The organism is Schlesneria paludicola DSM 18645, assembly GCF_000255655.1.
GTDB lineage: Bacteria > Planctomycetota > Planctomycetia > Planctomycetales > Planctomycetaceae > Schlesneria > Schlesneria paludicola.
Genome location: NZ_JH636438.1, coordinates 147,995 through 172,041, shown reverse-complemented (window position 1 = coordinate 172,041; position 24,047 = coordinate 147,995). Strand labels below are relative to the sequence as shown.

The following is a 24,047-nucleotide window of genomic DNA, read 5'->3' as shown; positions in this document are numbered from 1 at the left end:
ACAAGGGACAGGGGACCCTATGGACTTTTTACAAGCGGGGGACTGGTAACGGCCGCCGCGGAACCACTTGAACCTGACCAGCAATACACGATGCCGACGGCCGCCAATACCGCGAGTGGAAACTCGGCTGGTAACCGATATCGAAGCGAACCGACGAACAGCAAATGCAGCGCCGCGAAATACAGAATTGGTGCCGTTGTCAGAATCAGCAACCAGAAGTCGCGTCGCGCGGCGTAGAAACCGACCAGCGAGAACAGCAGCAGCGGCAGATAACTGGCCCAGGCCACTAGATGGAAAGCAGCCGCCCGAAACTGAACGGAATTGGGTGACGGACTCCAGTAGCGAATCTGTTTCTGCAGAGCGAGCCACAAGGTCTTCTGCGGGTTCTCGCGCGCGAAACTCCAGGCGCGTCGCCGGTACTCCTGATCCATTTCGTACTCAGACATCACGTGCAGCAGCTTGTCGTCCTCGAAGAACGTCATGTCGCTGTCGCCATTGGCGCTCGGATTCAGTCCGTCATACAGGCTGGGTCCGACCCATAACGTCGTCGGAATGACATGATGCGTGATCTGGTAATTTCGAATCGTCCAGGGTGCAAGCGTCACTGCCACTCCGACGCAAATCAGTGCGGCCAGACGCGTTCGCATGACGAGCGTCTGCGGGCCGAATAGCATGATCAGCAGGCCCACGCCAGGTCCCACCAGCAACCATGTGGGGCGCATGTATGTCGCCACGCCGATCAAGACCCCGGCCTGCAGCGCAAACCCGGAAAGTGACCCAGACGGACTCGATTCGGCAAGTCGTCGCACCAGATGCGCAAGGACGGCCAGACTGGCGAGCATCGCCGCCGCAAACGCCATTTCACTGAGAAACAGAACACTGAACAACACCATGAGCGGTGACACCGCGGTGTAAAGTCCGGCAAGTGTGGCGACCGTTTCCCCCGCCAACTCCGCACCCAGCCAATAGGTCAATCCACACGCCACCGTGCCAATCACAGCCAGTAACATCCGCGCGGCAAAGGGATTGTCACCGAACAGCGCGCGGGGAATCGCCAGGACCAACGGAAAACCTGGCATCCGCAACAGACGACGCGGCGGTTCGTAGATGGAATACTCCTGACCCGCGGCCAGTTTCCCCGCCAGTTCCCAGTAGCCTTCGGCATCACCGGAAATCAGACACAGTCGACCGGGATTTTGCGCGACATATCGTTGTACCGCGATCGCGCAACCACATCGCAAGATGAGCGCAAGCAAGATCACAAGCCAAAACCGTCGTTGGCACACTATCGCCTGAATCATGTCGGCCAACCCCCCGGAAGCCTCGAAAGCGAGGCGAATCCTAGGGCGAAGCGGCAAAATGGGTCAAGACGGGTTATTCCCACCCATCAGCGCTCACGAATTGGTTCGAAACGATCATCCAGAAATCGAGATCCCCGCCGAAATCATGATTTCGAAATCCCTTCGAAGCCGTCAAGATTCACTTAAGCCGCTTTGGGATAGACGCTTCTGACGAACAGCGTCAGAACCTGCGAGAATCGATCCGGATTTCTCCGATAGGGGATCCAACAATACGACATCCGCCGACATCCCACATTGGTTCACAAAGTCGGCCGTGTCGAAGTCATGACGATCAAGGCGCCAACGGAAATACCGCGAACCCAATTTTACATCGCGGGCGTGTGACATTGTAATTTTTTCAGAATCGCGGCACACACGAAATCGACCGACCAAAACCAAAACGTCTCGCATGCATTGCCCGTCAGACCGCAGATGTAATGATTGGCGATAGACTGCAGAGAATCAGAGGTCTCGTGATTTTTTCTGTTTCGCCAAGTCCTGCATGACCGAAGACGCTCATGCAGTGGCTTCCTGATTCGTTATTGTGACAAGGTACGAGACCCGGAATTTCGATTCACAATGAAAATGTGGATTCACAGTGAAGTCCTACGGTGACCATGACGTGAACACGCGCTGAACGCGGGTCGACACGTCGGGTTCGCAATGAAGGTACTTGGCAAAATGGATTCGATTCGACAGGACGCCGAACGCTTTCGATCCCTCGGCAGTGACGAGGATCAGGTCACGCCCGTTCAGGCGCCCGGCGATGAACTGTATCGATTGCTGGTCGAGAGTGTCACCGATTACGCGATCGTTCTGCTGAACCATCGTGGACAGATCCAAACCTGGAACGCCGGGGCGGAAGCGATTACAGGCTACAGTTCTGCAGAGATCGTCGGGCGCGATTTTTCCTGCCTGTATGCCGAAGATGATGCCAAGCAAAGCAAGCTGCAGCACGAACTCGGCGCGGCCTCGACATTTGGTCGTTCGGAAGATGAAGGCTGGCGGGTCAGAAAAGATGGCTCAAAGTTCTGGGCAGATGTCATCACATCCGCTTTGCGCAACCCTTCCGGCGAACTCAAAGGCTATTCGAGCATCATTCGGGATGTGTCCCAGCGCCGATCCGCGGAAGAAGCCCTGCGCGCCAGCGAACAGCGATTTCGTGCCATGGCCGAAACGATTCCCGCGATGGTCGCGATCTATCTGGGCACAGGGCATGCCTATGCCAATCGCGCCACAGAACTGGTCTTGGGCTACACACGCGAAGAACTGCTGCGCGTCAGCTTTCTCGACTACGTCCATCCCGAATTTCGCGAACTTGTTTATCAACGGAGCCTGGCCCGCCAACGCGGCGAATCGGTCCCCATGCGCTATGAAATCAAGCTCGTGCACAAATCAGGACGGCCGCTGTGGGTCGACTTTGCCGCGACAACGATTGAGTACGAAGGCAAACACGCCGTCCTTGGGATTGCGATCGACATTACCGAACGCAAGGAAATGGAAGAGGCCCTTCGCAAAGCCAAGGAAGCCGCCGAATCTGCGAATCGAGCCAAAAGCGCGTTCCTGGCGAATATGAGTCACGAGATTCGCACACCGATGAATGCCGTCATCGGGATGACGGATCTTGTCCTGGACACGGAGCTGAACGACCTGCAGGACAGCTATCTGAAGATTGTCAAAGATTCCGCCGAGTCACTGCTGCGCCTGATCAATGACATTCTGGACTTTTCCAAAATCGAAGCCGACAAGCTGGAACTCGACCAGACACCGTTCTCGCTGCGCGATCTGCTGGGCGACGCCATCAAAACGCTTGCGTTACAAGTTCAAGGCGATGAACTGGAACTTGCTTGCCATGTCACCCCTGATGTTCCTGAATATCTGACCGGTGACCCTTATCGTTTGCGACAAGTGGTTACCAATCTGATTGCGAACGCCGTCAAATTTACCGAGCGTGGCGAGATTGTGCTGCAAGTGTCGCGTGAGTCTCAGATCGCGGGGGATGTGCGGCTTCACTTCTCCGTCCGTGATACCGGGATCGGGATTCCTGCCGACAAACAACATTTGCTGTTCAATGCCTTCTCGCAAGTCGATTCGTCCACCACGCGACGCTACGGCGGCACCGGCCTGGGTCTGGCGATCACCGCGCGCCTGGTGCGTCTCATGGACGGTGAAGTCTGGGTGGAAAGCGAATCGGGCCGCGGTAGTACGTTCCACTTCACGGCACGATTCGCGCTCGCCACCGTCCCCAAACCGGCCTTCGAACCGTTGGCATCACTGAAAGATTTGCGGGTCCTGATTGTGGATGACAACGCGACCAATCGACTCATCCTGCAAGAGATTCTGAATTCGTGGGCGATGCGCCCCACCGCCGTCGACAGTGCCCCGGCCGCGTTGCAAGAACTGTCCCGATCCATTCAGGCCAACGAACCGTATGACCTGGTTCTTAGCGACGTCCATATGCCGGACGTGGACGGATTCGAACTGGCTTCCACAATTCGCCAGGACCGCCGCTTTCACAGCACCGTGATCATGATGCTCAGTTCAGGCGCCAGTTCAGGCGACGCCGCCCGGTGCCGGGAACTGGGTGCCGCCGCACACCTGATGAAGCCGATCAAGCAATCGGACCTGCACCTGACGATCGCAACGACGCTGGGCAATGCCGCCAAGCGGGCGGCTCAGCAGTCGACAAAGATTGACTCCACCTGTCCGCCGCTACGAATCCTGCTGGCGGAGGATGGCTATGCGAATCAGACGTTGGCCGTCGGCGTCCTGAAGAAATGGGGACACACCGTGACGATCGCCAACAATGGACAGGAAGCGATCGAAGCGTGGGAGCGAGAACCATTCGACGTCATCCTGATGGATGTCCAGATGCCGGAAATCGATGGATTTCAAGCGACGATCGCAATCCGTGCGAAAGAGCAGGGCGCAGATCGCCACATTCCGATCATCGCCATGACGGCGAACGCCATGAAAGGCGACCGCGAAGAATGCCTGGCCGCAGGCATGGATGAGTACATCGCCAAGCCAATCCGCTGGCCGGAATTGCAGACCTTGCTGGTAAGCGTCGTCATCACAAAGTAGGGGCGTTTCGACGATCATTTCCTCGTTGCCAAGCTCCCAACCTCAACCTTCTTCTCGCTACCAAGCTCCCAACCTCATCCTCCTCTCGTTACCAAGCTCCCGCTTGGTAACGCCCCTTGCGATCTTATTATCAGTTGAGCATGAATGTGGCCTCAGACCGTCGTACACATTTCTGATGTGTACGACGCATTGCCAATACGAGAGCTTGGTAACGAGAAGAAGTTGGCCGTTACCCTGAACTCCATTCGGCCTCGATTCAACGCAATCAATTCGTTCGACGGCTGGGGACACCGGTCCAAGTAGTATGCGGCGGCAACGTTTCGCCCTTCATGACCAGCGACAAATCGCCAACGGTGACTCCTTCACCAATCTCGGTGTCATACAAAACCAGTGACATCGCTCCCAGACTGCAGCCATCACCAATCTTGATCGTCGACATCTTCATCACGCGGTCTTCAAACAGGTGCGTCTGCAACGTGCAGTCCAGGTTCACCGCGACATCGCTACCAATCTCGACAAGATCAAATTCCGTCAGTTCCGTGGTATCCAAGTAAACACGTTTTCCGATTTTGGCTCCCAGGCGGCGGAAGAACCAGCAGATGAAGGGAGTACCGGCCAACAGGTCGAGAAAAAACGGCGATGCGAAATTGTCGAGAAGTGAAGTGACCACTTCCGTTCGCCAGACAAACGGACTCCACAAGGGTCGTTCGCAGGGACGATAGCGGCCCATGAGCGTCCACTTGAAGGCAATCATCACGACCGCGGCGGCACATCCCGTAATGGCATACAGCCACGGAAACAGCACGATGATTTGCCAGTCGGGCAGCTCATCCCGCATCAAGAGAATCGCGGACAGCAAGACATTGGTCACGATGATGAAGAGCGTCGAGGGCAGCGTGATTCGAAAAAACTCGATCAGCAAGCGCTGACCGACCAACCACGCCGTCGGCCGGAAGGTTTCTTGTTCGGTGAACTCGGCACTCGCCTGTCGCTGTGGCAGAAAAAATGACGGCGAACCGAGCCATGACGAACCATCGGCCATGGGAGTCGACGGGGGCATGGACAAGCAGCCGATCAAGCTGCTGTTCGGGATCGTGACACCGCAGGGAACCAGCGCGCTATTTCCAACAAAGCTCCGCTGGCCGATCGAAACAGGGCCAATCGTCATCACTCCGTCGCGGACCGGGGCTGCCCCCAGTGACACCGCATCGGCAACGAAACTCTCATCACCGATCTGCAGGCAATCGGGAGAGATAAATGATGCCGTCGAGATTTCCGTTCGACGACCAATCTTCGCCCCCAGCAGTCGATACCAGGGTGACAGGTACAAGGTGGAATAGAGCGGCCCGATCACATCCAGACTCAGGCTCAACAGGCGATCCACGAGCCACTTTCGATAATAGAACGAACGGTACAGGGGATAGGTACCGGGCCGAACACGCCCCAACAGCAACCATTTCACGACTACGATTTCGAGACTGATGAGCACCACGAACGAGGTTGCGACAAACGGAGAGAGCACCAGATAGGAATAGTGTTCGTCAATGTAGTTCAGATGGGCCATGGCGATCATGCCCGGAAAGAACGCCGCCATCGGGATGAGCGGAAAGAACATCACACCGGCGACATACAACACACCGTATCCAAAGCGTCTGATCAAGGAAGGGCGATCGATGGCAACAGAGTTCGGTCCATCCACAGCGGCATCAACCCGGGATGCCGGTGAACCCGCCCACGTCTCGCCGGTCAGGATCTGCTGCCCCGCTGGAAGCTTGGAAAGGTCGGAAAGCTCCGAATCATCCGACATCCTCGAACCGGGACGCAGAACCGATCGCGTCCCCACGTAACAGCGTTGTCCGACTTCGATGGAACCAAGCACCAGCCACCCATCTTCCACCGTCGCACAGGTAAAGTGCGAATCGGCCCCCAGGCAACTGTCTTCCCCGATCGACAACAGGTCAAAGGCCTGGCAGCCATCGTTTCCGAGATAGACGTTCGCTCCGATGTGGGCCCCCATGAAGCGGTAGTACCACGCCAAAAGCGGAGTCCCGGTCAAGTAGCTGGTCGGCACGATATTGCGAATCGCCTGCACAAACCACCAGCGCAGGAAGTACGACCCCCACAGCGGATAACGTCCCGGTTTGATCCGTCCAATGACCAGCCATTTGGTGACGATCGAGAGCACCAGCATCACGGGATACAGCATCACGAGTGTGCCCAGCGACATCACAATCGGCACAAGCCCGGTGTACCCATCGTCCAAAAGAAACGTGTAGGTCAAATACGGGGCAAGCCACTGCAGGGAAAAGAACGCAATGACAAAGTACAAGCCGATGAATTGAAAGACGGAACACCAGCGATACCGGCGCGAGAGATCGCGACGTTCAGAGTCGCTCTTGGCGGCCATCAAGGTCGAACTGCCGTTCGACAAGCGGTTACGCTGCCGCAAGCAATCGGCCAGTTGAGAGATGGTTGGATGATGATACACGTCGACCATCGACAGGCTGGCGAACGTCGGAAACGTCCGTAATGCCGAGACCATCCGTGCGGCGAGCAGCGAATGGCCGCCAAGGTCCATAAAAAAGTCGTCGTCGGGGCCGATCGTGTTCGTGAGAAACACTTCGTTCCAGGCCACGGCTAGTCGCAGTTCCACATCATCCGCAGGCTTCCACTGATTTGAAATCGGTTGGCTCGACAAATCGGCCCGCCGTTTCGGTGCCGGCAACCGCTTGCGATCGACCTTGCCGCTGGTCAGGGTCGGTAAGGAATCGATCGTTTCGAAGTGGGTTGGAATCATGTAGACGGGCAACACCAGGCGCAACGCCTGCCGTAGCTGCTCGTCGTCAATGTCAGAATCACTTCTGGGAACAAGATACGCAACCAGTTCCTGAACGCCGACAGTGTCTTCCCAGACATTGACTGCCGCGGCGCGAACCCCCGGGCAGCGCAGCAGCTCGGATTCGATTTCACTGAGTTCAACGCGAAAGCCACGCAGTTTGATCTGGCCGTCGGCCCGTCCACAGAATTCCAGTTGGCCGTCCGACGTCCACTTGGTGAGGTCACCCGTACGATAAAGCCGTTGCGGTTCCCTCTCCAGAATTCCAACCGTTTTGAAAACAAACCGCTCCCGAGTGAGATCCTCGCGGCCCATGTATCCGCGCGCAAGACCCGCCCCGCCCAGATACAGTTCGCCCACATCTCCCGGTGGCAACTCGTGACCGTTGTCATCCAGCACAAACGCGGTATAGCCCGGTAGCGGTCCGCCGATGGTGACCGTCTTGCTGCGATCGCACTCAGTCCACGTCGCAATCACGGTGGCTTCGGTGGGGCCGTAGGTATTGAACATCCGACGTCCCGGCACGCACCATCGATGGACGAGGTCGGTAGAACAGGTCTCGCCCCCCACAATCAAGATGCGAACAGTCGGCAGTTCGCCTTCCATCATGGCAAGCAGCGTGGGGACACACGACAGAACCGTGATGTTCATTTCGGTCAGAAGTCGCGGCAGATCAGGGCCCGCATGAATCATATCGGGCAACGCCGCAACCAGTGTAGCCCCGGCACACCACGCCAGCCATAACTCTTCGACGCTGGCATCAAACGCGATGGAGAATCCCTGATAGACGCGATCCTCTGTGCTCAACGCAAAACGCTCGGCCTCGGTCTTAACCAAATGAACGGCGCTGCGGTGTTCAATCAACACTCCTTTTGGTTTGCCCGTAGAACCCGAGGTGTAGATCACATAGCACAAATTCTCGCTCGCCGCTTTCAATTCGCCACTCATCAAACGATGGCTGGGGCGATCCGCGATCAGGGACCCGTCTCGGTCAAGCAGAACGACAGCTCCCTGAAAATCTTCCAGTCGATCGGCGAAGTCCGATGTGGTCACGATCAGTTTGCAACCCGCATCCTGCAGGATGTATGCAACCCGATCGGCGGGGTACTCGGAATCCAGAGGCACATAGGCGGCCCCTGATTTCAGAATGCCGAGCAGTGCGACATAGATCTCTCGCGAGCGAGGCAGCCAAAAAGCCACCGTGTCTTCCGGTCCGACGTCGAACGAACGAAGGTGGGATGCGAACTGATTGGCCGACTGCTCCAGTTCGCGATACGTCATCTGCAGCGAACCACATTCGACCGCAATTCGGTCCGGATGAAGATCCGCCTGGGCCTCGAATAGCTCGGACAATGTCCCGGCAGGGCGTGAGTTCGAAATGTGGTGCTTTTCCGACAGACCATGTTGAACAGACGAAACGTCGAGCGCAGCGGACATGAACGGCCCTTTGGGCGGCGAGCAAATCAGAACCTTGGGAGATCACGACAATCCGGCGGCCCTGATGTGCCGCCTATGCAATCAAACTCCCCAGGAACGAAAACGACTCGGTAAGAAAGCAACTTCCGTGTAAGGACTTCGCAGAAAAAGCCCCGACGGAAAGACCGAGAACGGCCAAAAACTGTCACGAGACGTCTTAGGAAGACTGTCAATCAGCTTGAATTTCTAACTCACGCAGCTCGTGCGCAGAAGCGAAGGTGAAGCGATATTTCACGGCGATCTCGAGAACGAGAGCCTCCACGCAAATCCAGAAACCTCACAAACCCTTACAAAATCAGCGTTAACAATACAACACGAAGCTGATCAAACGGAGCCAGCATCCTTCGACGGACGGTCACGGCGATCGCGACGACAGAAAACAAATGCTGTTGTCGCGGATGATTTACATACTTTTTGCCATTCTTGCGGTGCACTCCTTATCATTTCCTCATGATGGACAACCGCATCAACTGCCCAAACGTGTGCTCTTGTACTTGTGGCAACCCAGCCAGGACTTGGCCGAGAAACGTGTTGCAAACCGGGTACGGCAAGGAGGGCATCATGTTCCGGTTGAAGACATCAGACGCCGATACTCAGCCGGGATCAAAAAATCTCTTCCGTCTCTACCGCCCGATACTCGATCACTGGCGGCTGTACGACGCTTCCCGCCTGCCTCCCGGCTTGATCGCTCAAGAGGACCAACTCTCGCTCTCGATCCGTGAAGAGTCCTTATTTCAGCGAATTCAACTGCAGTCTGAGGTGCCCGATGAGCAATCCCAATGATCAATCGCTGACCGACCTTGCAAATGCAGCGTTTGAACAGGCAGCCAAGAAGGTCATCCAACGTGCGATTCAAACCGGCACACCGGTCATTCTCTGGGAGAATGACGAAATCAAGAATGTCGCCCCACAAACGATGACTCCGTCAAAAACCAACTTGAATAGCGTTTTTGACGTCGAAGCGCTTTGCGATCTCCGGACAAGCGACCCAATTTGATGGTCAATTCTTGACACCATTAAAGCAGTAAGCCCCTATCATGTAGGGGCTTACTGCAATTACCCGACCAGGATTCGAACCTGGACAAACAGAACCAAAATCTGTTGTGCTACCGTTACACTATCGGGTAAGCCGTCGCGGCGTACTCTATCGAATCGACCTCGAAAGTGGCAAGTGGAGGTCACTTCGAGAAAATGGACTTCCAAAAATCTGCTCGAAAAATTCCACCTGAAACGCCTCCCGTTGGAACCAGAGAATCGCGGCTTGAATCCGGACGCAAGTCAAACTATCCTATTCGGCCCGACCTGACGGCTCCCGGCTGGCCGAGTTTTGGCTTGGTTGAGTCCTGATAGGCAGGGTGCATTCGTTGACGGTCTATGATTCGAGCGTGACACGCTCAAAAAGGTTCGCCAATCTGGCGGGAGTGATTTGCAGTGACCATTGAAAAGAGTTTGAAGCGCAAAGGCCGGTTGGCCCGTCTTCGAAGCGTGCTGTCACGCGATGAACGCATTACTCAGATGAAAGCGGATGAACGCTGGGCGGATGGCACGAGCCCATTTGGCCTTCCAAAGCTGCGCGTCGTTCGGCTGGTCGTCGGTAAGAAAAAGAAGAAGAAAACCGCCGAAGGCGACAAGAAAGACGACAAGAAGAAGGCCGCCAAGAAGAAGTAATCCGACGCACGTCGAATTACCCTGGTGGTTTCCCGTTCGTCTTCCACAGATCGCGGACGCGAGATTGTCTATTTGAAGCAGTGGATCGATATAACCAATGTCGATTCACTGCTTTTTCGTTTTTTGTCACAAGCCCCATGCGCATGATTTGCTCGCATCACCGCGACCCCACACCTCTGAAAATCGAGCGATCGACCGAACAGCCGCGCATGACGCAATCGCCCGCGACCCCAATGTGATCGAACCACTCGATGTCAGAACTCACCTGCGATGAATCGCCGGACGGTGCCATCCTGCGAGTGAAGGCCCACGCCGGTGCCAGAAGGAATGGAATCACGGGCACCTTCGACGGGGCGATCCGCGTCGCCGTCACTCAGGCGCCAGAAAAAGGAAAAGCCAACTCTGCGATCATTCAAGTCTTGGCCGACGCCCTGAAAATCGGCCCCAGTCGCTTTGAAATTCTCAGCGGCCACACGGCGAACCTGAAGCGAATCCTGGTCCGGGGCTTCTCATCCGCGGAACTTCTGGATCGATTGAATCGCATTCTCGCCGATGACCCCGCCCACCCCTGACGACAAAACATGCCGAAAGACGCGATCGACGCCACCACTCCCGTTGATCCGCGGCAATATCCCACAACTGTCGTAACCGCCTTTTAGAGCCTGTCAGCATGAGATTTACGTCATCCGATTTGTTATGATCGGTCGCGTGAGTTCGAAACGAACAAGCCAGATCTCTCGTTTCACACTTCACCCTGAACAACGCAACGGTCCACAAGCAGAATCACCGTCCATTCCGATGCCAAGCGGCCTGCGTCGCATTGGCCATCCTGGCAGGTTAATCTCAAGCACGCGATCGCGAAAAAAGGCAGTCTTCCCGGAGCGAATCGATGACGCAGTCTGGCCATGAAGTTTGTCGCCGTTCATTCCTGGCATCCGCCGCAGGTCTTGCCGTTGGCGCACATCAATTGGCCGCGGGCGCCGACCGAGCGGCCCGGCAAGAGCCCACGGAATCGGTGGTCAAACGAAAACCGAGGGTCGCCGCGATTAACTCCGTTTACCGGCTTCGCTCGCACGCCTACCACATCGCCGGTCGATTCATTCATGGCTACACACGCAACGGCTTCCACCATCAGCCGCCCTTTGAACTGGTGCGGATGTGGAATCATCAACAACCGGCCAATGACCTGGGACCCAGCACGTGCGAGCAACACGGCATCGAACTGTGCAAGACGATCTCGCAAGCCCTGGGGGAAAAACAGGGACTGGACATCGACGCGGTGCTGCTGATCATCGAACATGGCGACTACCCTCAGAATAAATTCGGTCAGCTGCAGTACCCACGCTATGAATTCTTCGAACAGATCGTCGATGTATTCAAGAAAACGGGCCGTTCGGTTCCGATCTTCGTCGACAAGCACCTGTCGTATGACCACAAACTCGCGGCAAAAATGGTCCAAACCGCGCGTGACCTGAAGTTTGGCTTGATGGCCGGTTCATCGCTTCCCGTCACATGGCGCCGCCCTGAAATCGAACCGACCGTCGGAACGCCGTTCAAAGAAGGACTCGTCACGTTTGGTTACGAGCGATCGGTCGTCGAGATCTATCTGTTCCACGCGTTCGAAGTTCTGCAGTCGATGATGGAACGTCGCAAAGGGGGCGAGACGGGCATTAAATCGGTGCAGTTTCTCGAAGGGGACGCGGTTTGGCAGGCGGGGGACGAAGACCGCTGGTCATGGCGATTACTCGAAGCCGCGTTGTCACGCTGTCCCAGCCGGAACACGGGACCGATTCGCGAAAATGTGCTGAACCCCCAAGCCGCTCTCGTCGAATACCACGACGGCACGCGCGGCACCATTCTGAATTTGATGGAACAGACATCCGATTTCGGGTTCGCCGCAAGCATTGAAGGCTGGTCTGAACCGATTTCAAGCTGCTTCTTCCTGCCCTCACCCCCCGGCGCGCGATTCTTCGATCCACTGACATTCAATATCGAGAAGTTTTTTGCCTCCGGCACACCGCCGTATCCAGTCGAGCGAACGCTGCTTACGAGCACCTTGACCGACCTGGCCATGCACTCGATTCACGACAAAGGCAAAGTGATCACCAGCCCGGCGCTCGACGTCAAATATGCGGCCCCCAAAGACACGGGGTTTTTCCGCGGACCGTATGTCGACGCAGGCTGATCGACGGAATTGCAGGACAGACAGAATTGCAATGATTGGCCAACTGGCCCAGAGACGGAAGGATCGAATTTCATGCCGACGATTTCACGACGTGGGATGTACTTGCTTGCCACGTTGATGTTCCTACCACCTGTCCGAGCCGAAGACGATTCGAAGCTGGCTCCGTATTACGGATTCAAACCTGTCGAGGTGGTCAAGCTGACCGAACGATCCGGCAACATGTTGACCGGCGACTTGAATCATGATGGCCTGACGGACATCATCCTGATCGACAATGGCCACAGCCGACTCGATCTGTTGCTGCAGCGCAAAGCGCCGCCCGAAGCCAAGGACAAGTCTGGCAGGCCGTCCGATATCAATGCCATCGAAAGCAACTGGCGGTTCGAACATCAGAAACTGCCGGTCGATCACGAAATCGCCGCCGTCACCTTGGGTGATTTCAACGGCGACGGACGAACGGACATCGTCTATTTTGGGACACCCGATCAACTGGTCATTCGCTTTCAGCCAGAACAGGGCGACTGGACCGAGAAGAAGCAACAGCGAATCCCCGACGTGTCACCCTCACAGTGGTTCCTGACCGCGGGTGATCTGGACGCCAACGGCTTTGACGATCTCGTCATTCTTGGCAAGCATGAAACGATTCTGCTTTACCAGACATCAAAGGGAGTCCTCGCCCCACCGAAACGCCTCATGAATACGTCAGACGAACTGGGACTGGCCCAGATCGCGGACCTTGATGGCGATGGGCGGCAAGACCTGTGCTATCTGGCAGGCGAAGGTCTGAATCGCGTGCTGGGTGCGCGCCTGCAACTGTCGAATGGGCAACTTGGTCCCGAATATGTCTTTGACCTCGAACGCCCCCGTGCCGTGTCATTACGCGATGTCGACGGCAAGCCGGGACACGAGATCCTGACAATTGATTCACGCACCGCGCGACTGAAAATTTTGAACGTTGTCCAAAAGCAACTAGGTCCGAACGAATTGCCAGAACGGCTGATCCAGTACGGTTTCGGAAAACAGGGCTCGGGCAAAGATCGCGATCTCGCGGTGGGCGATTTCGACGGAAACGGACTGAGCGATCTTGTCGTGACCGACCCCGAGGCATCGCGGATGCTGCTCTTCAGGCAACATCCGGGTCAGGGATTGGACATGGGAACCCCATTCTCCAGCCTGACGGGAACCGACCAGATCCGGGCCGTCGACTTCGACGGTCAGGGGAAGTCGGAACTTGTCATCCATAGCGGCCCAGAAAAGACGCTGGGCGTCAGCCACTTCGAAGACGGACGCCTAACGTTCCCCCAGTCCATTCCAACCGACACCGATGCATCGCTGATCGAAATTGCCGACATCGACGGTGACAAAAAACCTGAAGTCCTGTTCCTGTCCAAGGTCAAGAAGGAAAGCCGTTCGACGGAATACCCTCTATATGCCATGAAGCGGGTGAAGCAGGACGAGTGGCAGCCCGTCAAATTTGGCGACAAGACATCGACCCCATTGGATCTCAAAGGAACGCCGGAACGCCTGGTCCTGGCGGACGTGATTGGTGACGATCGACCGGAACTCATGGTCTTTCAAGGATCGAAAGCACCACAACTATTCAGCTTGAATGACGGGGGAGTTCCCACCGAAATTGTGGTGACAGGAAATCTGGGCGTCGGATCGGGTGGCGCGGGGGCAGTCAGCCTTTGTAAACTGGGCGGGAAAAAAGGCCTGCTGATCACACAAGAAAACTTTGCGCGACACATGATCCTGAACCCGCAAAAACGCTGGGAAGTCGCCGATCAGTTCAACATCGCCGAATCAAACGCCAAGATCATCGCGGGCGCCATCATTGATCTCAATGGCGATGGAGAACCGGAAATCGCACTAGTCGACAGCAGCCTGCATAAGCTTCGAATTCTCAAAAAGCTGGAAGAGACTTACCAGCCCTGGAAAGAAATCGATATCGGGGATTTCCACCTGAAGGCCTTGAAGGTCGTCGATTTGAACGGCGACAAGAAGGATGACCTTTTACTCTTCAGCGCCGACAAGTTCGCGGTGCTGTTCGCGGGTGGTAGCACTCCTGCCATCAAAGAAGTTGCGTCATTCGAAAGCCAACTGGAAAAGATCTACCCCACCGATGTGGTTGCAGGCGATCTGAATGGTGATGGATATGTTGATCTGGCGATGACGGACACCCGCAGCCATTACATCGAAATCATCCAGTATCGTCCGAATCACGGATTGCGGCACGCACTCTACTTTCGTGTCTACGAACAAAAGTCCTTCCGGAACGACGACAATACGAAAGAGGCAGAACCGCGCGAGGCACTGGTTGCCGATGTCACGGGCGATGGTCTTGCAGATCTGATCCTGCTCGCGCACGATCGCCTGCTCGTCTATCCCCAAGATGACGCCCAGTAAAATGATGGCCAGCCGTTTTCGCCTTTCTCAGAAACGAGACGTTGCTTGTAGCGAGGGGATTTCAGGAGCGGTATAGTTTTTCTGCCGCGCTCAAGGCACTCGAATGCGGTCGCAAACCGCTGCTGACGTCAGAACACTGGCCCGCCGGGATCAGTGAACTTGCCGTGAATCCCAATGGCAAGGGTGTTGTGTCGATGCGTGATCAGGAATAAGGATCTTGACGATGAATGACAGCGTTCTCGACGACTCCGACCCTAGCCCCAACGACTCGGCCCTGAAAATCGGCAACCTGAAAGACCCGCAGGTCTTGAAGGTGTACCAGACAGGTGAGCTGACAGTTGTCGGCTTTGGAGGTCGCGATGTTCCTGACGAAGTCTGCATTTCGTCATACCGCGAACAACTGTTTCGCATGATCGACGAATTCCAGGTTAAAGTGCTGGCATTCGACCTGACAGGTGTCACGCTGATTCCGAGCGGCATGCTGGGCGTCCTGACATCGTTACGAAAACATGTGGATCGGATCGAACTTTACAATCCTTCGGTCGACGTACGTGAAGTCTTACAGATGACTCGCCTTGAACAATTGTTCGACATCAAGGAAGTCGCTTTCGAATGATGCGGCGATCCGCTGTGCTCCAAATCTGACATCCCCTGAGCAGCGTCGTTCCTGCTGCCGGGAACGACTGACGCAATGGGCTCACCCTGGTGGACATCAAACCAGCGGTGACCTCGTAACGAGCAGCTTCGCGAGTCTGCAGGCGATGCGCGCAAACCCGTCGGGACAGATTGCCTGTACCGCTGGACTCCCACCGGGCCCCTGGCCCTGAGATTTGACGGGTGATTTGGCGGCGAATTTCCCTCGACCGGGGACACGATCCTCTTCATCGTTGTGACCGGCATTGCGGTGACCACTCACAAATTGGTCGCCCGTCACAAATCGGATCGCCACTTGAACGATGAATCGGGCCATACTATCGTGCTGCATCTGTTCAACAGACAGACAAGGGCCTGAAACGCAACCGAGATGGCGTCGTCGCAACACAAACCGCTCAAACTCGTTTCCGTAAGTGAGTTTGGTCGTTTCTTCCGTTGCAGCGCGGTCTCACGAAACTGGTACAGCAATTGCCCCTCTTTCAGATTTTTCTGAAAGAATGCGGATCGAGTCACTGATGCATTTTTTGAGCCTGCAAAATTTCCAGAACTACCTCACGAAATCGAAACTGGTCGAATCGCCGCAACTCCAGGAGTGCATGGTTCGTTTACAGTCGCGTGGCCAAAGTATTGATGGCCTGATTCAAGAGCTGGAAAACCGCCACCTGCTGACACCCTATCAAATCGCCAAGCTACGCAAGCGCGATCTGGAGGGTTTGCTGCTGGGCCGGTTCAAATTGCTGTACCGCAACGCATCAGGAAGTTTTGCGCGCGTCTTCCGCGGCTGTTCCGTTGATGACGGAAAGATGGTCGGAATCAAGGTGCTCCGCTCGCGCTGGGCCGAAGATCCTCGCAAGGTCGCCCTTTTCAAACGCGAAGGCGAACTTGGCAAGCGGCTCAAACACAAAAACATTGTCCCAATCTATGAAGTCGGTTCCGATGGCAATCAGCACTATCTGACGATGGAGTTCGTCGAAGGGGGCAACCTTCGCGAATTGCTGAAAGCCCGTGGAAAATTTTCCCCTGAAGAAGCGACTCGCTACGCCATCGATATCGCGGAAGGGCTTGAGTACGCGTTATCCGTCGGCCTGACCCATCGCGACATGAAGCTGACCAATGTGCTGTTGAGCGCCCAGGGAATCGCCAAACTGGTCGACTTTGGGTTGGCCGGACAGGACGCTTCCATGAAATCGATCGACGACGAAGTCGATCGTGCGGTCGAATACGCGACGCTGGAACGCGGCAGCGGTGCACCAGATAACGATCCCCGCAGTGACCTGTACTTTCTGGGTGCCATTTTCTACGAACTACTCAGCGGCAAGCCGCCCTATACTCCATCAAAGAACAAAGAAGATCGTCGGCAATACAGTCGGTACAGCGACGTTCGCCCCTTGTGCGAAGTCGATCCGTCACTGCCCCTAAATCTGACGCGGATTGTCGACCAATTACTCTGTGTCAATCCTTTCGATCGCTATCAGACACCGACAGAATTGCTACGCGACCTGCGCGCGACCCTGGGCGATCAAGCCCCGACCGGTGACAATTCCTCCCAGGCGGCCGGCAAGTCGACCTCGCCAACGGTGCTGTGCGTGGAAGAACGCATCCGACATCAGGATTCGTTGCGTCAGTACTTTTCCAAGCATGGCTATCGCGTCCTGATGCTGGGCGATTTCCAACGCGCCCTCACTCGACTTCGAACGGATACCCCAAAAGGGTTGGTTCTCATGGGAGCCACACTGGGCGCAGATGCCGAGGCCCAATTCGAACAGGCCCTGTCCGTCTGTCGTTCGTCGGGAACGTCGGTCGTGTTCGTGCTGTCCAAGCACCAACTCGACCTGGTCCCTAAAATCGCAAATACGGCCCATTCTCGGATCTTGTCCGACCATCCGGTCACGCTCCGCAGCATCCGCCAGGCCTTCGAAGAAATGTGGAACGTCTAACTCCGGTGAAACGGCTCTGGTTGATTCGGACGAACACCCAAAACAGTGGGGATCAGGACCCGATCGAGACGTCGTTGCTCCTGTTGTGACACGACCAACGACGTCTCCAAATTGCAACGCCCGTTGACTTCGAGCAACAGGCCACGCTCTCACCGATTGTCCGTCGACGATCGATCTCGCCATTGACGATGGTCCTGACCGACTCAATCGATTCGTTCGGAATCCCTTCGCGATCTGTCGGCACCTGGAATGGAATCTGCTTCGCGTCAATCAGGTGAAACCAGCGAGACACGATTCCACCCTACAGGTGCCCTCATGAAGCTTCTTGAAACCGACCTCGATCAAAGCTTCTATCAATCACTTCCCCAAAACACTGATAGGAGCATTGGCTACTTGTTTGCGGTACTGATCGCGATTGGATTTTTCCTGCTCTGCTTCGCGGGTTTGTACCGAGTACAGACAGTTTCGAATCAGGTTGTCAGCGATCATGGACGCCCCGATGTCGTGATCGAACCCGAGATCAGTGATTGGACGGATTCGAAAAATCGCTGATTGGCAACGATCAGATTGGTCATATGTCCAGGTTTCATTGGACCACACGACAACAGTCTTTCGTTTACCGAAAGACGTGCGCTCACCTTTTCTTGGATCGTGACACTTCGTTCATTCGCTGGTGTTACGGAACAGGAAGTCTTGATACGATCTTCGGAACGTCGTCAGCCCTATTTGACTAGGACTGGTCTCACCCTTGTGGTTCTGCCGGGACGAATCTGAATGTCGAGACTCCGTCAATCACAGTCGGAACAGCTGCGTTCACTGGTCTGCCGTCGCGATCTACTTAAAGTCGGACCAATTGCGCTGTCATCCGCAGTGCTGCCAGGATTTCTGCATCGCAGTGTCAGCGCCAATGTCATCCCCTCCGCGACAGCCAAAGCCAAGTCGGTGATCTTTCTGTGGATGGGTGGGGGCGTGACCCAACTCGATTCGCTCGATCCCAAGCCCACGGCACCGGAGCAAATACGCGGTACGCTTAACGCCATCTCGACGTCTCTGCCAGGCATCCAATTTGCCGAGGTTTGTCCGAATCTGGCTCGGATTGCAAACGACCTGTGTGTCGTCCGATCCTTCTCGCACGACAGCGACGATCACCTGCTCAGTCAGGTGTACACCCTCTCCGGCCGAAAGGTCACTCAGGCGCAGCTCTTCACCGAACCCAACATCGGTTCCATCGTGCAATACTTGTTGGGACCTCGTAACGGCCTGCCCGGTTATATCGCGGTGCCTGGCATTACACGCCCAGGCCCGCCACCCCACAACTTGTTCGTCGGCGGCTGGCTGGGAAACCAGTACGCGCCATTCTGTGTTGGCGGACAACCCGATCAGCCGGATTTCACGGTGGGTGAGAAACAGGATTTGCCCTCGCCCCTGATGGACGAAGACCTGAATCCGCCCGAGCTTCGATTCTTGCAAGAAATGACGATTGGGCGTTTGGAACGACGCAGTCAGCTCCGATCGAGTCTTGAGCAGTCCCTGCGAGACGTGGAACAATCGGGAGCCCTTCCCGCGATGGAAGGACATTTCGGCGGGGCCATGAATCTGCTGACGGCTCCTCAGGTTCGCAACGCATTTGATATCACGCTCGAACCGGACGCCGTTCGCGACGAGTATGGTCGCACCAAGATCGGTGGACGCTGTCTGCTGGCCAGACGCCTGGTCGAAGCCGGCGCGCGCTTCGTCATGGTCGATTATGGCTATGATCCCGACTACGGCAACTTGTGGGACATCCACAACGTTCCGGAACAAAAATTCCCGCATGTCTCCGAGATGTGCAAACGCGGCTATAGCGTCGCAGGCATCGACAAGGCATTCGCGGCAATGATCACGGATCTCAAGCAGCGCGGGTTACTTGATTCCACTTTGGTGGTTTACCTGACTGAGTTCGGGCGAACTCCCAAGATCAATTCTCTTGGCGGTCGCGACCACTGGGGCGCATGTGGCTCGATGTTCTTCGCAGGCGCGGGCATTCAGGCGGGACAAGTCGTCGGCGTCAGCGACAAACACGCCGCCTACCCGCTGACCCGTCCCTATGGCCCCGCCGACATTGCCGCCACGATGTATCACTGCCTGGGAATCGAGCCCGAAACGCGCGTCCCCGATCGCCAGGGACGACCGTCGCCGGCTCTGGATCACGGACATGTCATCACAGAAGCGCTCGCGTGAACGGACCGGCGCCCGTGCTTAGTTTCCGGGTTCAGTTTCCGCCGGAACCCGAATCCGCTGGTGACGTCAATTCGCGTTCTGAGAACCACTGCGTCATTGCGAACAGCACTGCCGCCGGCGCGATCTGCATTAGAAAGCGGTGGCTCGAACCACCAATGTGTTCATCCAACTGGGCCGGTGCCAACATGCCCGCGACGAGAAGTGATGCGAGTGCCCCGACAACATCCAGAATGAAGAGAAGTTGGGACTGCTGCAGCGCACGCCACGGAAACGCAATCCAGGCCGCTGCCATCAGCCACCATTGCAGCCCCCATTCGCGCCACTCCCAAAACATCCGACGAATCAGATGTGGCCCTGACCAACCGAGTGTCGGAACTCGGCCAACGAACATCGCGAGCGTCATTCGACCGAAGTAGTTCATCTCCGTTGTCAGCGGCAGGCTACGACGGTGCAGGAACCATGGCAAAAGCATCACCCCTGCGGTGACGGGGAAGAGCGTCATCGCGATAAGGGAATCACGAATCCGAATTCCACGGAGGAGATTGAGAACGCCAAACAGCGCAAGAATTCCCGTATCGATGATGAAGAACGCGATCCCCTCATCTTTTGTAAAAACCGTTGCGCCGGCAGAAAGGCCTGCGGCCAATAGAGCATCGGTGCGAAACACACCTCGGCGCTGCGATACCAGAGCATCCCAAAGATAAAGCACCGAGACAGTATGAAAACAGGCCACTGGCGCGTCGGCCTGACCACACAGGAAACCGTACTCGTACGGCATCAGTGCCGGTACCGTGGCCACCATTGCCGCCGTCATCCAGGCGCGATCACAGGACCAATGGCGACTCAGCACCCCCGCAACGGCGAGCACCATTCCTAGATACAGCGCCGAAAACACCAGCTTCGACAGCCGATCGTCGACATGGCCCAATAATGCGTAAATGTGCTCTTCGGCCAGCGGTAACAGCAACGGATAGCGCGGGTGGTACTGAACGAAATCGGGATGCAACAAGGTTGAACTGTTGATCGAACGATCTTCAAACAGCACACGCCCTTTGATCGCAAAAATTGACCGTTCGTCCCACAGCTTCTGTGGGGTCTGCAAGGTCTGCAGGACGCACGCTGCGAACAACCCGGCAATCAGTGCCTGACAGACACAGGCCACCGCTCGTTGCTGCCGCGTCACGAGTGAGATCACCCCAGGCGCCGTCGGCTCCCGATCACGCGAGCGAAATTGGCGCCAGGCGAATGGCCCCCCCACACCGTACCCGATCACGGTGATCAGAACGCTGGGAGTCGTTCCCAACGGTCCGCCACAGAATGACCACACGAACAGACACCAGGCTGTGCCCGCGATTCCCAGCACGCAACCGAATCCTGCCAGCTCGGCAAAGGGACGAGGCGCTCGACCGGGTCGACAGAAGATTGCCATCGCGAGCAGTACGCCAAACAGCCACTGGCCGACGATTCCGAAGGTAAGAAACACCAGTCCCATCATGGGCGAGTTCCTTCCACAGGTCGCAACCGGACCACGTACGGCGGAATCAGCGTCGGATTCTGCTCGCGTCGTCGCATGAATTCGATCCATCCGCGATCCTCAAGCAACCGGCCTCGCTCGACGAAATCGGGATGTTCGAAATACTCCAGCGTGTAATCGTGAGGCATCTGTTCAAGATCGTGCGGTGACAGGTCCTCAAGTCGATATGCATTCAACTTCCGTTCTTGATCCTTCAGCGGAATCACGTGCTCACTTTCGGGATGCATGCGATGGAGCAACACCCGCGGCCTCAAGTAGTACGACAGGAAGAAGAGCTTCTGGTCGCTGGCAACCAGAATTCGCGCGTTCTCGGGTGTGGCCTCTCGCAGATAACGAATGACCGCGCGGTTTGAATCGCTGATATTCGGCAGCACGACGTCACCCGAGTTGAACCGAAAGTAGGGCCATTCATGGATCCGCTCGCGTATTCCATTCGCGAAATGAACGACGAACAGCACGCCCCAGACAATCAAGAGGGCTCGGCCGCCCAGGGTCCGCAAGCGGCCGACGAGTGATCGCGAGGTCGAATTGTTCGAAGCAGAACTCGAAAGCGTCACCGCCCGCAGACCGGCCCACGTCTCGGCGGCAAAGTTCGCCCAGCGGTCCAGATTCCACCAGACGATGCCGGACACAAATATCGCAGCAAGGCACGCGATACGACTCAGCCAAACAGAGAACTCGGCAGACCCGACCGCTTCAAAACGCTCGAACTGCCCCTGTCCCGCACGATCGAAGGCCCACTGCTGAAAGACTTCGATTGGAACAATCCAGACGAACCCCGTGACCAGAAGCGTGAATCCGATCCAGACGAGCATCAGTCCACGAACACGCCAATCACATTGAGGCACGGCGCTCGCAGTTCGTTCAGGCTGGCGTTTGACCATGTTTACAGACGCGGCTTCGCAGGCTTGACCGGAGCTTCCCAGGCATTTGCCCCTCGGACCTTCACTTTACGCGAGTACACGCGGTCGCCGCAGGTGCAGTAAAGCGTATCAAACTTTTCCCCGCCGAACGTCAGATTCGAAACCTTGCCGTTCGGGGTCGGAATAATGCAAGTGACCCGGCCCGGCTGATCGCAGACCTGAAGCCCCATGCGAGTGGCAACCCAGATTCGCCCGTCTTGATCACAACGAATCCCGTCGGGGCCGCTGTCATCGGCCGTATCGGGTGCATGCAAATGGCAATACTTCTGCTTGTGGGCAAGTGCCCCGTCTTCCTGCAATTGATAACTGTAGACCCAGTGCGAGCGATAGTCGCTAATCAGCAGCAAGGATTGATCGGGTGACAGGCAGACCCCGTTCGCGAACCTCAAACCCGTGTCAACAATCCTCTTGTCGCCACGAGTTCCGACCAACCAGATCTTGCTCGCCTCGGGGCCGCTTAAGATTGGACTTGTGACGTACATCGTGCCGTCGAATTTGACAACCAGATCATTTCCTCGAAATCCGTCAGTGATCACCGTCGGCTTACCAGCTTCGTCCCAAGCCACGATCTGACTCGTCGACGTGGCTGCAGAATACAGTCGACCGTCCGGACCGAAAGCATGTCCATCACCGCGTTTCGCATTCAACGCAAAATCCTGAACAGACCCGTCGAGATTAATGCGAAGAATCTTGTTGCTCTTCATTTCGTTGAAAAAGACTTCGCCCTTCGCATTCACGGCCAGGCCTTCCACCTGCTGAAACTCACCGGGCAAAAGCTTCCAGTCCTCACCAGGAATCAAGATCTCTTGCAACTGAGGTGAACCAAGTCCTGTCTTGACGGGCGCTGGCCAGTCTTTCCACAACCAGCGCATCGCATCGGGAAACAACTGAGTGGCGTGCTCACCACTGTGACCACCCTCACCCCAGTTATGCGTGACTTCATATCCCGCAAACGTCAGTGATCGTTCCAGCGCCTGATTCGACATCCACCAGTCGCCGCCCCAGATATTGAGGTCATTGCTGCCGTCTTCCAGAAAGATACGAATCGGTTTGGGTTCGTATTTTCGCACGAGCGTCGAATAGTTTTGTCCGCCGCGAAGTCCGACATACGTTCCAATCGCACTGAAGACACGACTGAAGGCGTCAGGCCGTTCCCACGCCGCAGTAAATGCACAAATGGCACCACTGCTCGCGCCACCGATCGCACGGTCGTTGGCTTCCTTCGAAAGCACAATCGCGCGGCCATCCGTCGCCTGACGCGTTTCGACATCCGGCAAGATTTCTTCCAGAATGAATCGAGCGTAGGCATCGCCCAAACCATCGTATTCGAAACTGCGATTGTATCGATCGAGCGCCTCGTCGGAGGTTGCCGGCACCACGCCCGGTGTCACGAACACACCAATCGTGATAGGCATCTCTTTCTTGTGGATCAACTCGTCAAAAACATCGGGCGCCTTGTATTGGACCCCGTCCTGATTGACGTACACGCACGCTGGAGTGTCCTCCTTGTACTGAGCCGGAATATAGATCGAAACTTTCCGTGTCGTTCCGGGAAAGATCTTCGAATCTTCGAAGGTGTATTCCAGCACCTCGCCCTTCGGCACAGGTCCTTGAGCCTGGGCCAGATTGATCGCGGCCAGGCACCAGATCGTAAACGCCTGCAAGACACGAAAACGGAAGCACGCCATGGTCAATCTCTCGGTTGAATGTGACAAGTCAGACGTTGATCAGCTTGATGAAAATCACTTCGACACGATCCAGTTGGCCCGTCTTCTCGGTGAGCC

At 56.2% G+C, this 24,047-nt stretch carries 17 protein-coding genes and 1 tRNA gene; 12 read left to right on the top strand and 6 right to left on the bottom strand.

The genetic code is table 11. From position 1 onward, the window contains the following. Positions 1–17: 17 nt before the first annotated feature. Complete coding sequence (locus OSO_RS0140630; RefSeq protein ID WP_010588417.1) at positions 18–1,301, bottom strand: ArnT family glycosyltransferase; 1,284 nt, start codon at positions 1,299–1,301, stop codon at positions 18–20. Positions 1,302–2,021: 720 nt separating this feature from the next. Here OSO_RS0140630 and OSO_RS47085 point away from each other — a divergent pair. Next, complete coding sequence (locus tag OSO_RS47085; protein ID WP_010588415.1) at positions 2,022–4,424, top strand: PAS domain S-box protein; 2,403 nt, start codon at positions 2,022–2,024, stop codon at positions 4,422–4,424. Positions 4,425–4,689: 265 nt separating this feature from the next. Here OSO_RS47085 and OSO_RS0140610 read toward each other — a convergent pair whose 3' ends face one another. Then, on the bottom strand, positions 4,690–8,697 hold the full coding sequence (locus OSO_RS0140610; RefSeq protein WP_010588414.1) for a Pls/PosA family non-ribosomal peptide synthetase: 4,008 nt from the start codon (positions 8,695–8,697) through the stop codon (positions 4,690–4,692). A gap of 600 nt (positions 8,698–9,297) precedes the next feature. Between OSO_RS0140610 and OSO_RS0140600 the strand changes: the two genes are divergently transcribed. After that, positions 9,298–9,519 (top strand): hypothetical protein, encoded by a 222-nt coding sequence (locus tag OSO_RS0140600; protein WP_010588413.1) that lies wholly within the window; start codon positions 9,298–9,300, stop codon positions 9,517–9,519. Beyond that, entirely contained in the window at positions 9,503–9,733 is a 231-nt protein-coding gene (locus OSO_RS0140595) for a hypothetical protein (protein WP_010588412.1), read from the top strand. Before OSO_RS0140600 ends, OSO_RS0140595 begins: the two co-directional genes overlap by 17 nt. Before the next feature lie 59 nt (positions 9,734–9,792). Here the strand turns inward: OSO_RS0140595 and OSO_RS0140590 are convergent. Beyond that, positions 9,793–9,863 (bottom strand) — tRNA-Gln (locus tag OSO_RS0140590). A gap of 304 nt (positions 9,864–10,167) precedes the next feature. Between OSO_RS0140590 and OSO_RS0140580 the strand changes: the two genes are divergently transcribed. The 9 genes from OSO_RS0140580 (at position 10,168) to OSO_RS0140515 (ending at position 19,806) form a co-directional block, all read left to right on the top strand. Beyond that, positions 10,168–10,404 carry a small basic protein gene (locus OSO_RS0140580; RefSeq protein ID WP_010588411.1) on the top strand — a complete coding sequence of 79 codons (237 nt, stop codon included), beginning with the start codon at positions 10,168–10,170 and terminating at the stop codon, positions 10,402–10,404. Positions 10,405–10,655: 251 nt separating this feature from the next. Beyond that, on the top strand, positions 10,656–10,976 hold the full coding sequence (locus tag OSO_RS0140570) for a DUF167 domain-containing protein (protein WP_010588410.1): 321 nt from the start codon (positions 10,656–10,658) through the stop codon (positions 10,974–10,976). A 317-nt stretch (positions 10,977–11,293) separates the two neighbouring features. Beyond that, a complete protein-coding gene (locus OSO_RS0140560; RefSeq protein WP_010588408.1) occupies positions 11,294–12,589 on the top strand; it encodes a hypothetical protein in 1,296 nt (431 codons plus the stop codon). A gap of 72 nt (positions 12,590–12,661) precedes the next feature. Further along, positions 12,662–14,995, top strand: coding sequence for an FG-GAP repeat domain-containing protein (locus tag OSO_RS0140555; RefSeq protein ID WP_010588407.1), 2,334 nt, complete (start codon positions 12,662–12,664; stop codon positions 14,993–14,995). A 41-nt stretch (positions 14,996–15,036) separates the two neighbouring features. Further along, a complete protein-coding gene (locus tag OSO_RS51265) occupies positions 15,037–15,207 on the top strand; it encodes a hypothetical protein (protein ID WP_157606251.1) in 171 nt (56 codons plus the stop codon). An 11-nt stretch (positions 15,208–15,218) separates the two neighbouring features. Further along, the gene (locus tag OSO_RS0140545) at positions 15,219–15,611 is read left to right on the top strand and encodes an STAS domain-containing protein (protein WP_010588406.1); all 393 of its coding nucleotides are present in this window, start codon (positions 15,219–15,221) and stop codon (positions 15,609–15,611) included. A 553-nt stretch (positions 15,612–16,164) separates the two neighbouring features. Next, the gene (locus tag OSO_RS0140535; RefSeq protein WP_157606249.1) at positions 16,165–17,586 is read left to right on the top strand and encodes a serine/threonine protein kinase; all 1,422 of its coding nucleotides are present in this window, start codon (positions 16,165–16,167) and stop codon (positions 17,584–17,586) included. A 315-nt stretch (positions 17,587–17,901) separates the two neighbouring features. Continuing rightward, positions 17,902–18,138 carry a hypothetical protein gene (locus OSO_RS0140525; RefSeq protein ID WP_010588402.1) on the top strand — a complete coding sequence of 79 codons (237 nt, stop codon included), beginning with the start codon at positions 17,902–17,904 and terminating at the stop codon, positions 18,136–18,138. A 222-nt stretch (positions 18,139–18,360) separates the two neighbouring features. Next, positions 18,361–19,806, top strand: a complete 1,446-nt coding sequence (locus tag OSO_RS0140515) for a DUF1501 domain-containing protein (RefSeq protein ID WP_010588400.1) — start codon at positions 18,361–18,363, stop codon at positions 19,804–19,806. A gap of 31 nt (positions 19,807–19,837) precedes the next feature. Here the strand turns inward: OSO_RS0140515 and OSO_RS0140510 are convergent, their stop codons facing one another. From OSO_RS0140510 to OSO_RS0140500, 3 genes are read right to left on the bottom strand one after another with little or no spacing between them, the layout of a single operon-like run. Next, a complete protein-coding gene (locus OSO_RS0140510) occupies positions 19,838–21,301 on the bottom strand; it encodes a hypothetical protein (RefSeq protein ID WP_010588399.1) in 1,464 nt (487 codons plus the stop codon). Next, positions 21,298–22,188, bottom strand: a complete 891-nt coding sequence (locus tag OSO_RS0140505; protein ID WP_157606247.1) for a hypothetical protein — start codon at positions 22,186–22,188, stop codon at positions 21,298–21,300. The genes OSO_RS0140510 and OSO_RS0140505 overlap by 4 nt, the downstream gene beginning before the upstream one ends. A gap of 38 nt (positions 22,189–22,226) precedes the next feature. Next, the gene (locus tag OSO_RS0140500; RefSeq protein WP_010588397.1) at positions 22,227–23,951 is read right to left on the bottom strand and encodes an SMP-30/gluconolactonase/LRE family protein; all 1,725 of its coding nucleotides are present in this window, start codon (positions 23,949–23,951) and stop codon (positions 22,227–22,229) included. Between the last annotated feature and the right edge of the window lie 96 nt (positions 23,952–24,047).

Excerpts from the sequence above, each read along its gene's own strand:
- OSO_RS0140555 (WP_010588407.1), top strand. The coding sequence starts at position 12,662 with ATGCCGACGATTTCACGACGTGGGATGTACTTGCTTGCCACGTTGATG.
- OSO_RS0140510 (WP_010588399.1), bottom strand. The coding sequence starts at position 21,301 with ATGATGGGACTGGTGTTTCTTACCTTCGGAATCGTCGGCCAGTGGCTG.
- OSO_RS0140600 (WP_010588413.1), top strand. The coding sequence starts at position 9,298 with ATGTTCCGGTTGAAGACATCAGACGCCGATACTCAGCCGGGATCAAAA.
- OSO_RS0140630 (WP_010588417.1), bottom strand. The coding sequence starts at position 1,301 with ATGATTCAGGCGATAGTGTGCCAACGACGGTTTTGGCTTGTGATCTTG.
- OSO_RS47085 (WP_010588415.1), top strand. The coding sequence starts at position 2,022 with ATGGATTCGATTCGACAGGACGCCGAACGCTTTCGATCCCTCGGCAGT.
- OSO_RS0140535 (WP_157606249.1), top strand. The coding sequence starts at position 16,165 with ATGCATTTTTTGAGCCTGCAAAATTTCCAGAACTACCTCACGAAATCG.
- OSO_RS0140500 (WP_010588397.1), bottom strand. The coding sequence starts at position 23,951 with ATGGCGTGCTTCCGTTTTCGTGTCTTGCAGGCGTTTACGATCTGGTGC.
- OSO_RS0140570 (WP_010588410.1), top strand. The coding sequence starts at position 10,656 with ATGTCAGAACTCACCTGCGATGAATCGCCGGACGGTGCCATCCTGCGA.
- OSO_RS0140595 (WP_010588412.1), top strand. The coding sequence starts at position 9,503 with ATGAGCAATCCCAATGATCAATCGCTGACCGACCTTGCAAATGCAGCG.
- OSO_RS0140545 (WP_010588406.1), top strand. The coding sequence starts at position 15,219 with ATGAATGACAGCGTTCTCGACGACTCCGACCCTAGCCCCAACGACTCG.
- OSO_RS0140525 (WP_010588402.1), top strand. The coding sequence starts at position 17,902 with ATGAAGCTTCTTGAAACCGACCTCGATCAAAGCTTCTATCAATCACTT.
- OSO_RS0140610 (WP_010588414.1), bottom strand. The coding sequence starts at position 8,697 with ATGTCCGCTGCGCTCGACGTTTCGTCTGTTCAACATGGTCTGTCGGAA.
- OSO_RS0140560 (WP_010588408.1), top strand. The coding sequence starts at position 11,294 with ATGACGCAGTCTGGCCATGAAGTTTGTCGCCGTTCATTCCTGGCATCC.
- OSO_RS0140515 (WP_010588400.1), top strand. The coding sequence starts at position 18,361 with ATGTCGAGACTCCGTCAATCACAGTCGGAACAGCTGCGTTCACTGGTC.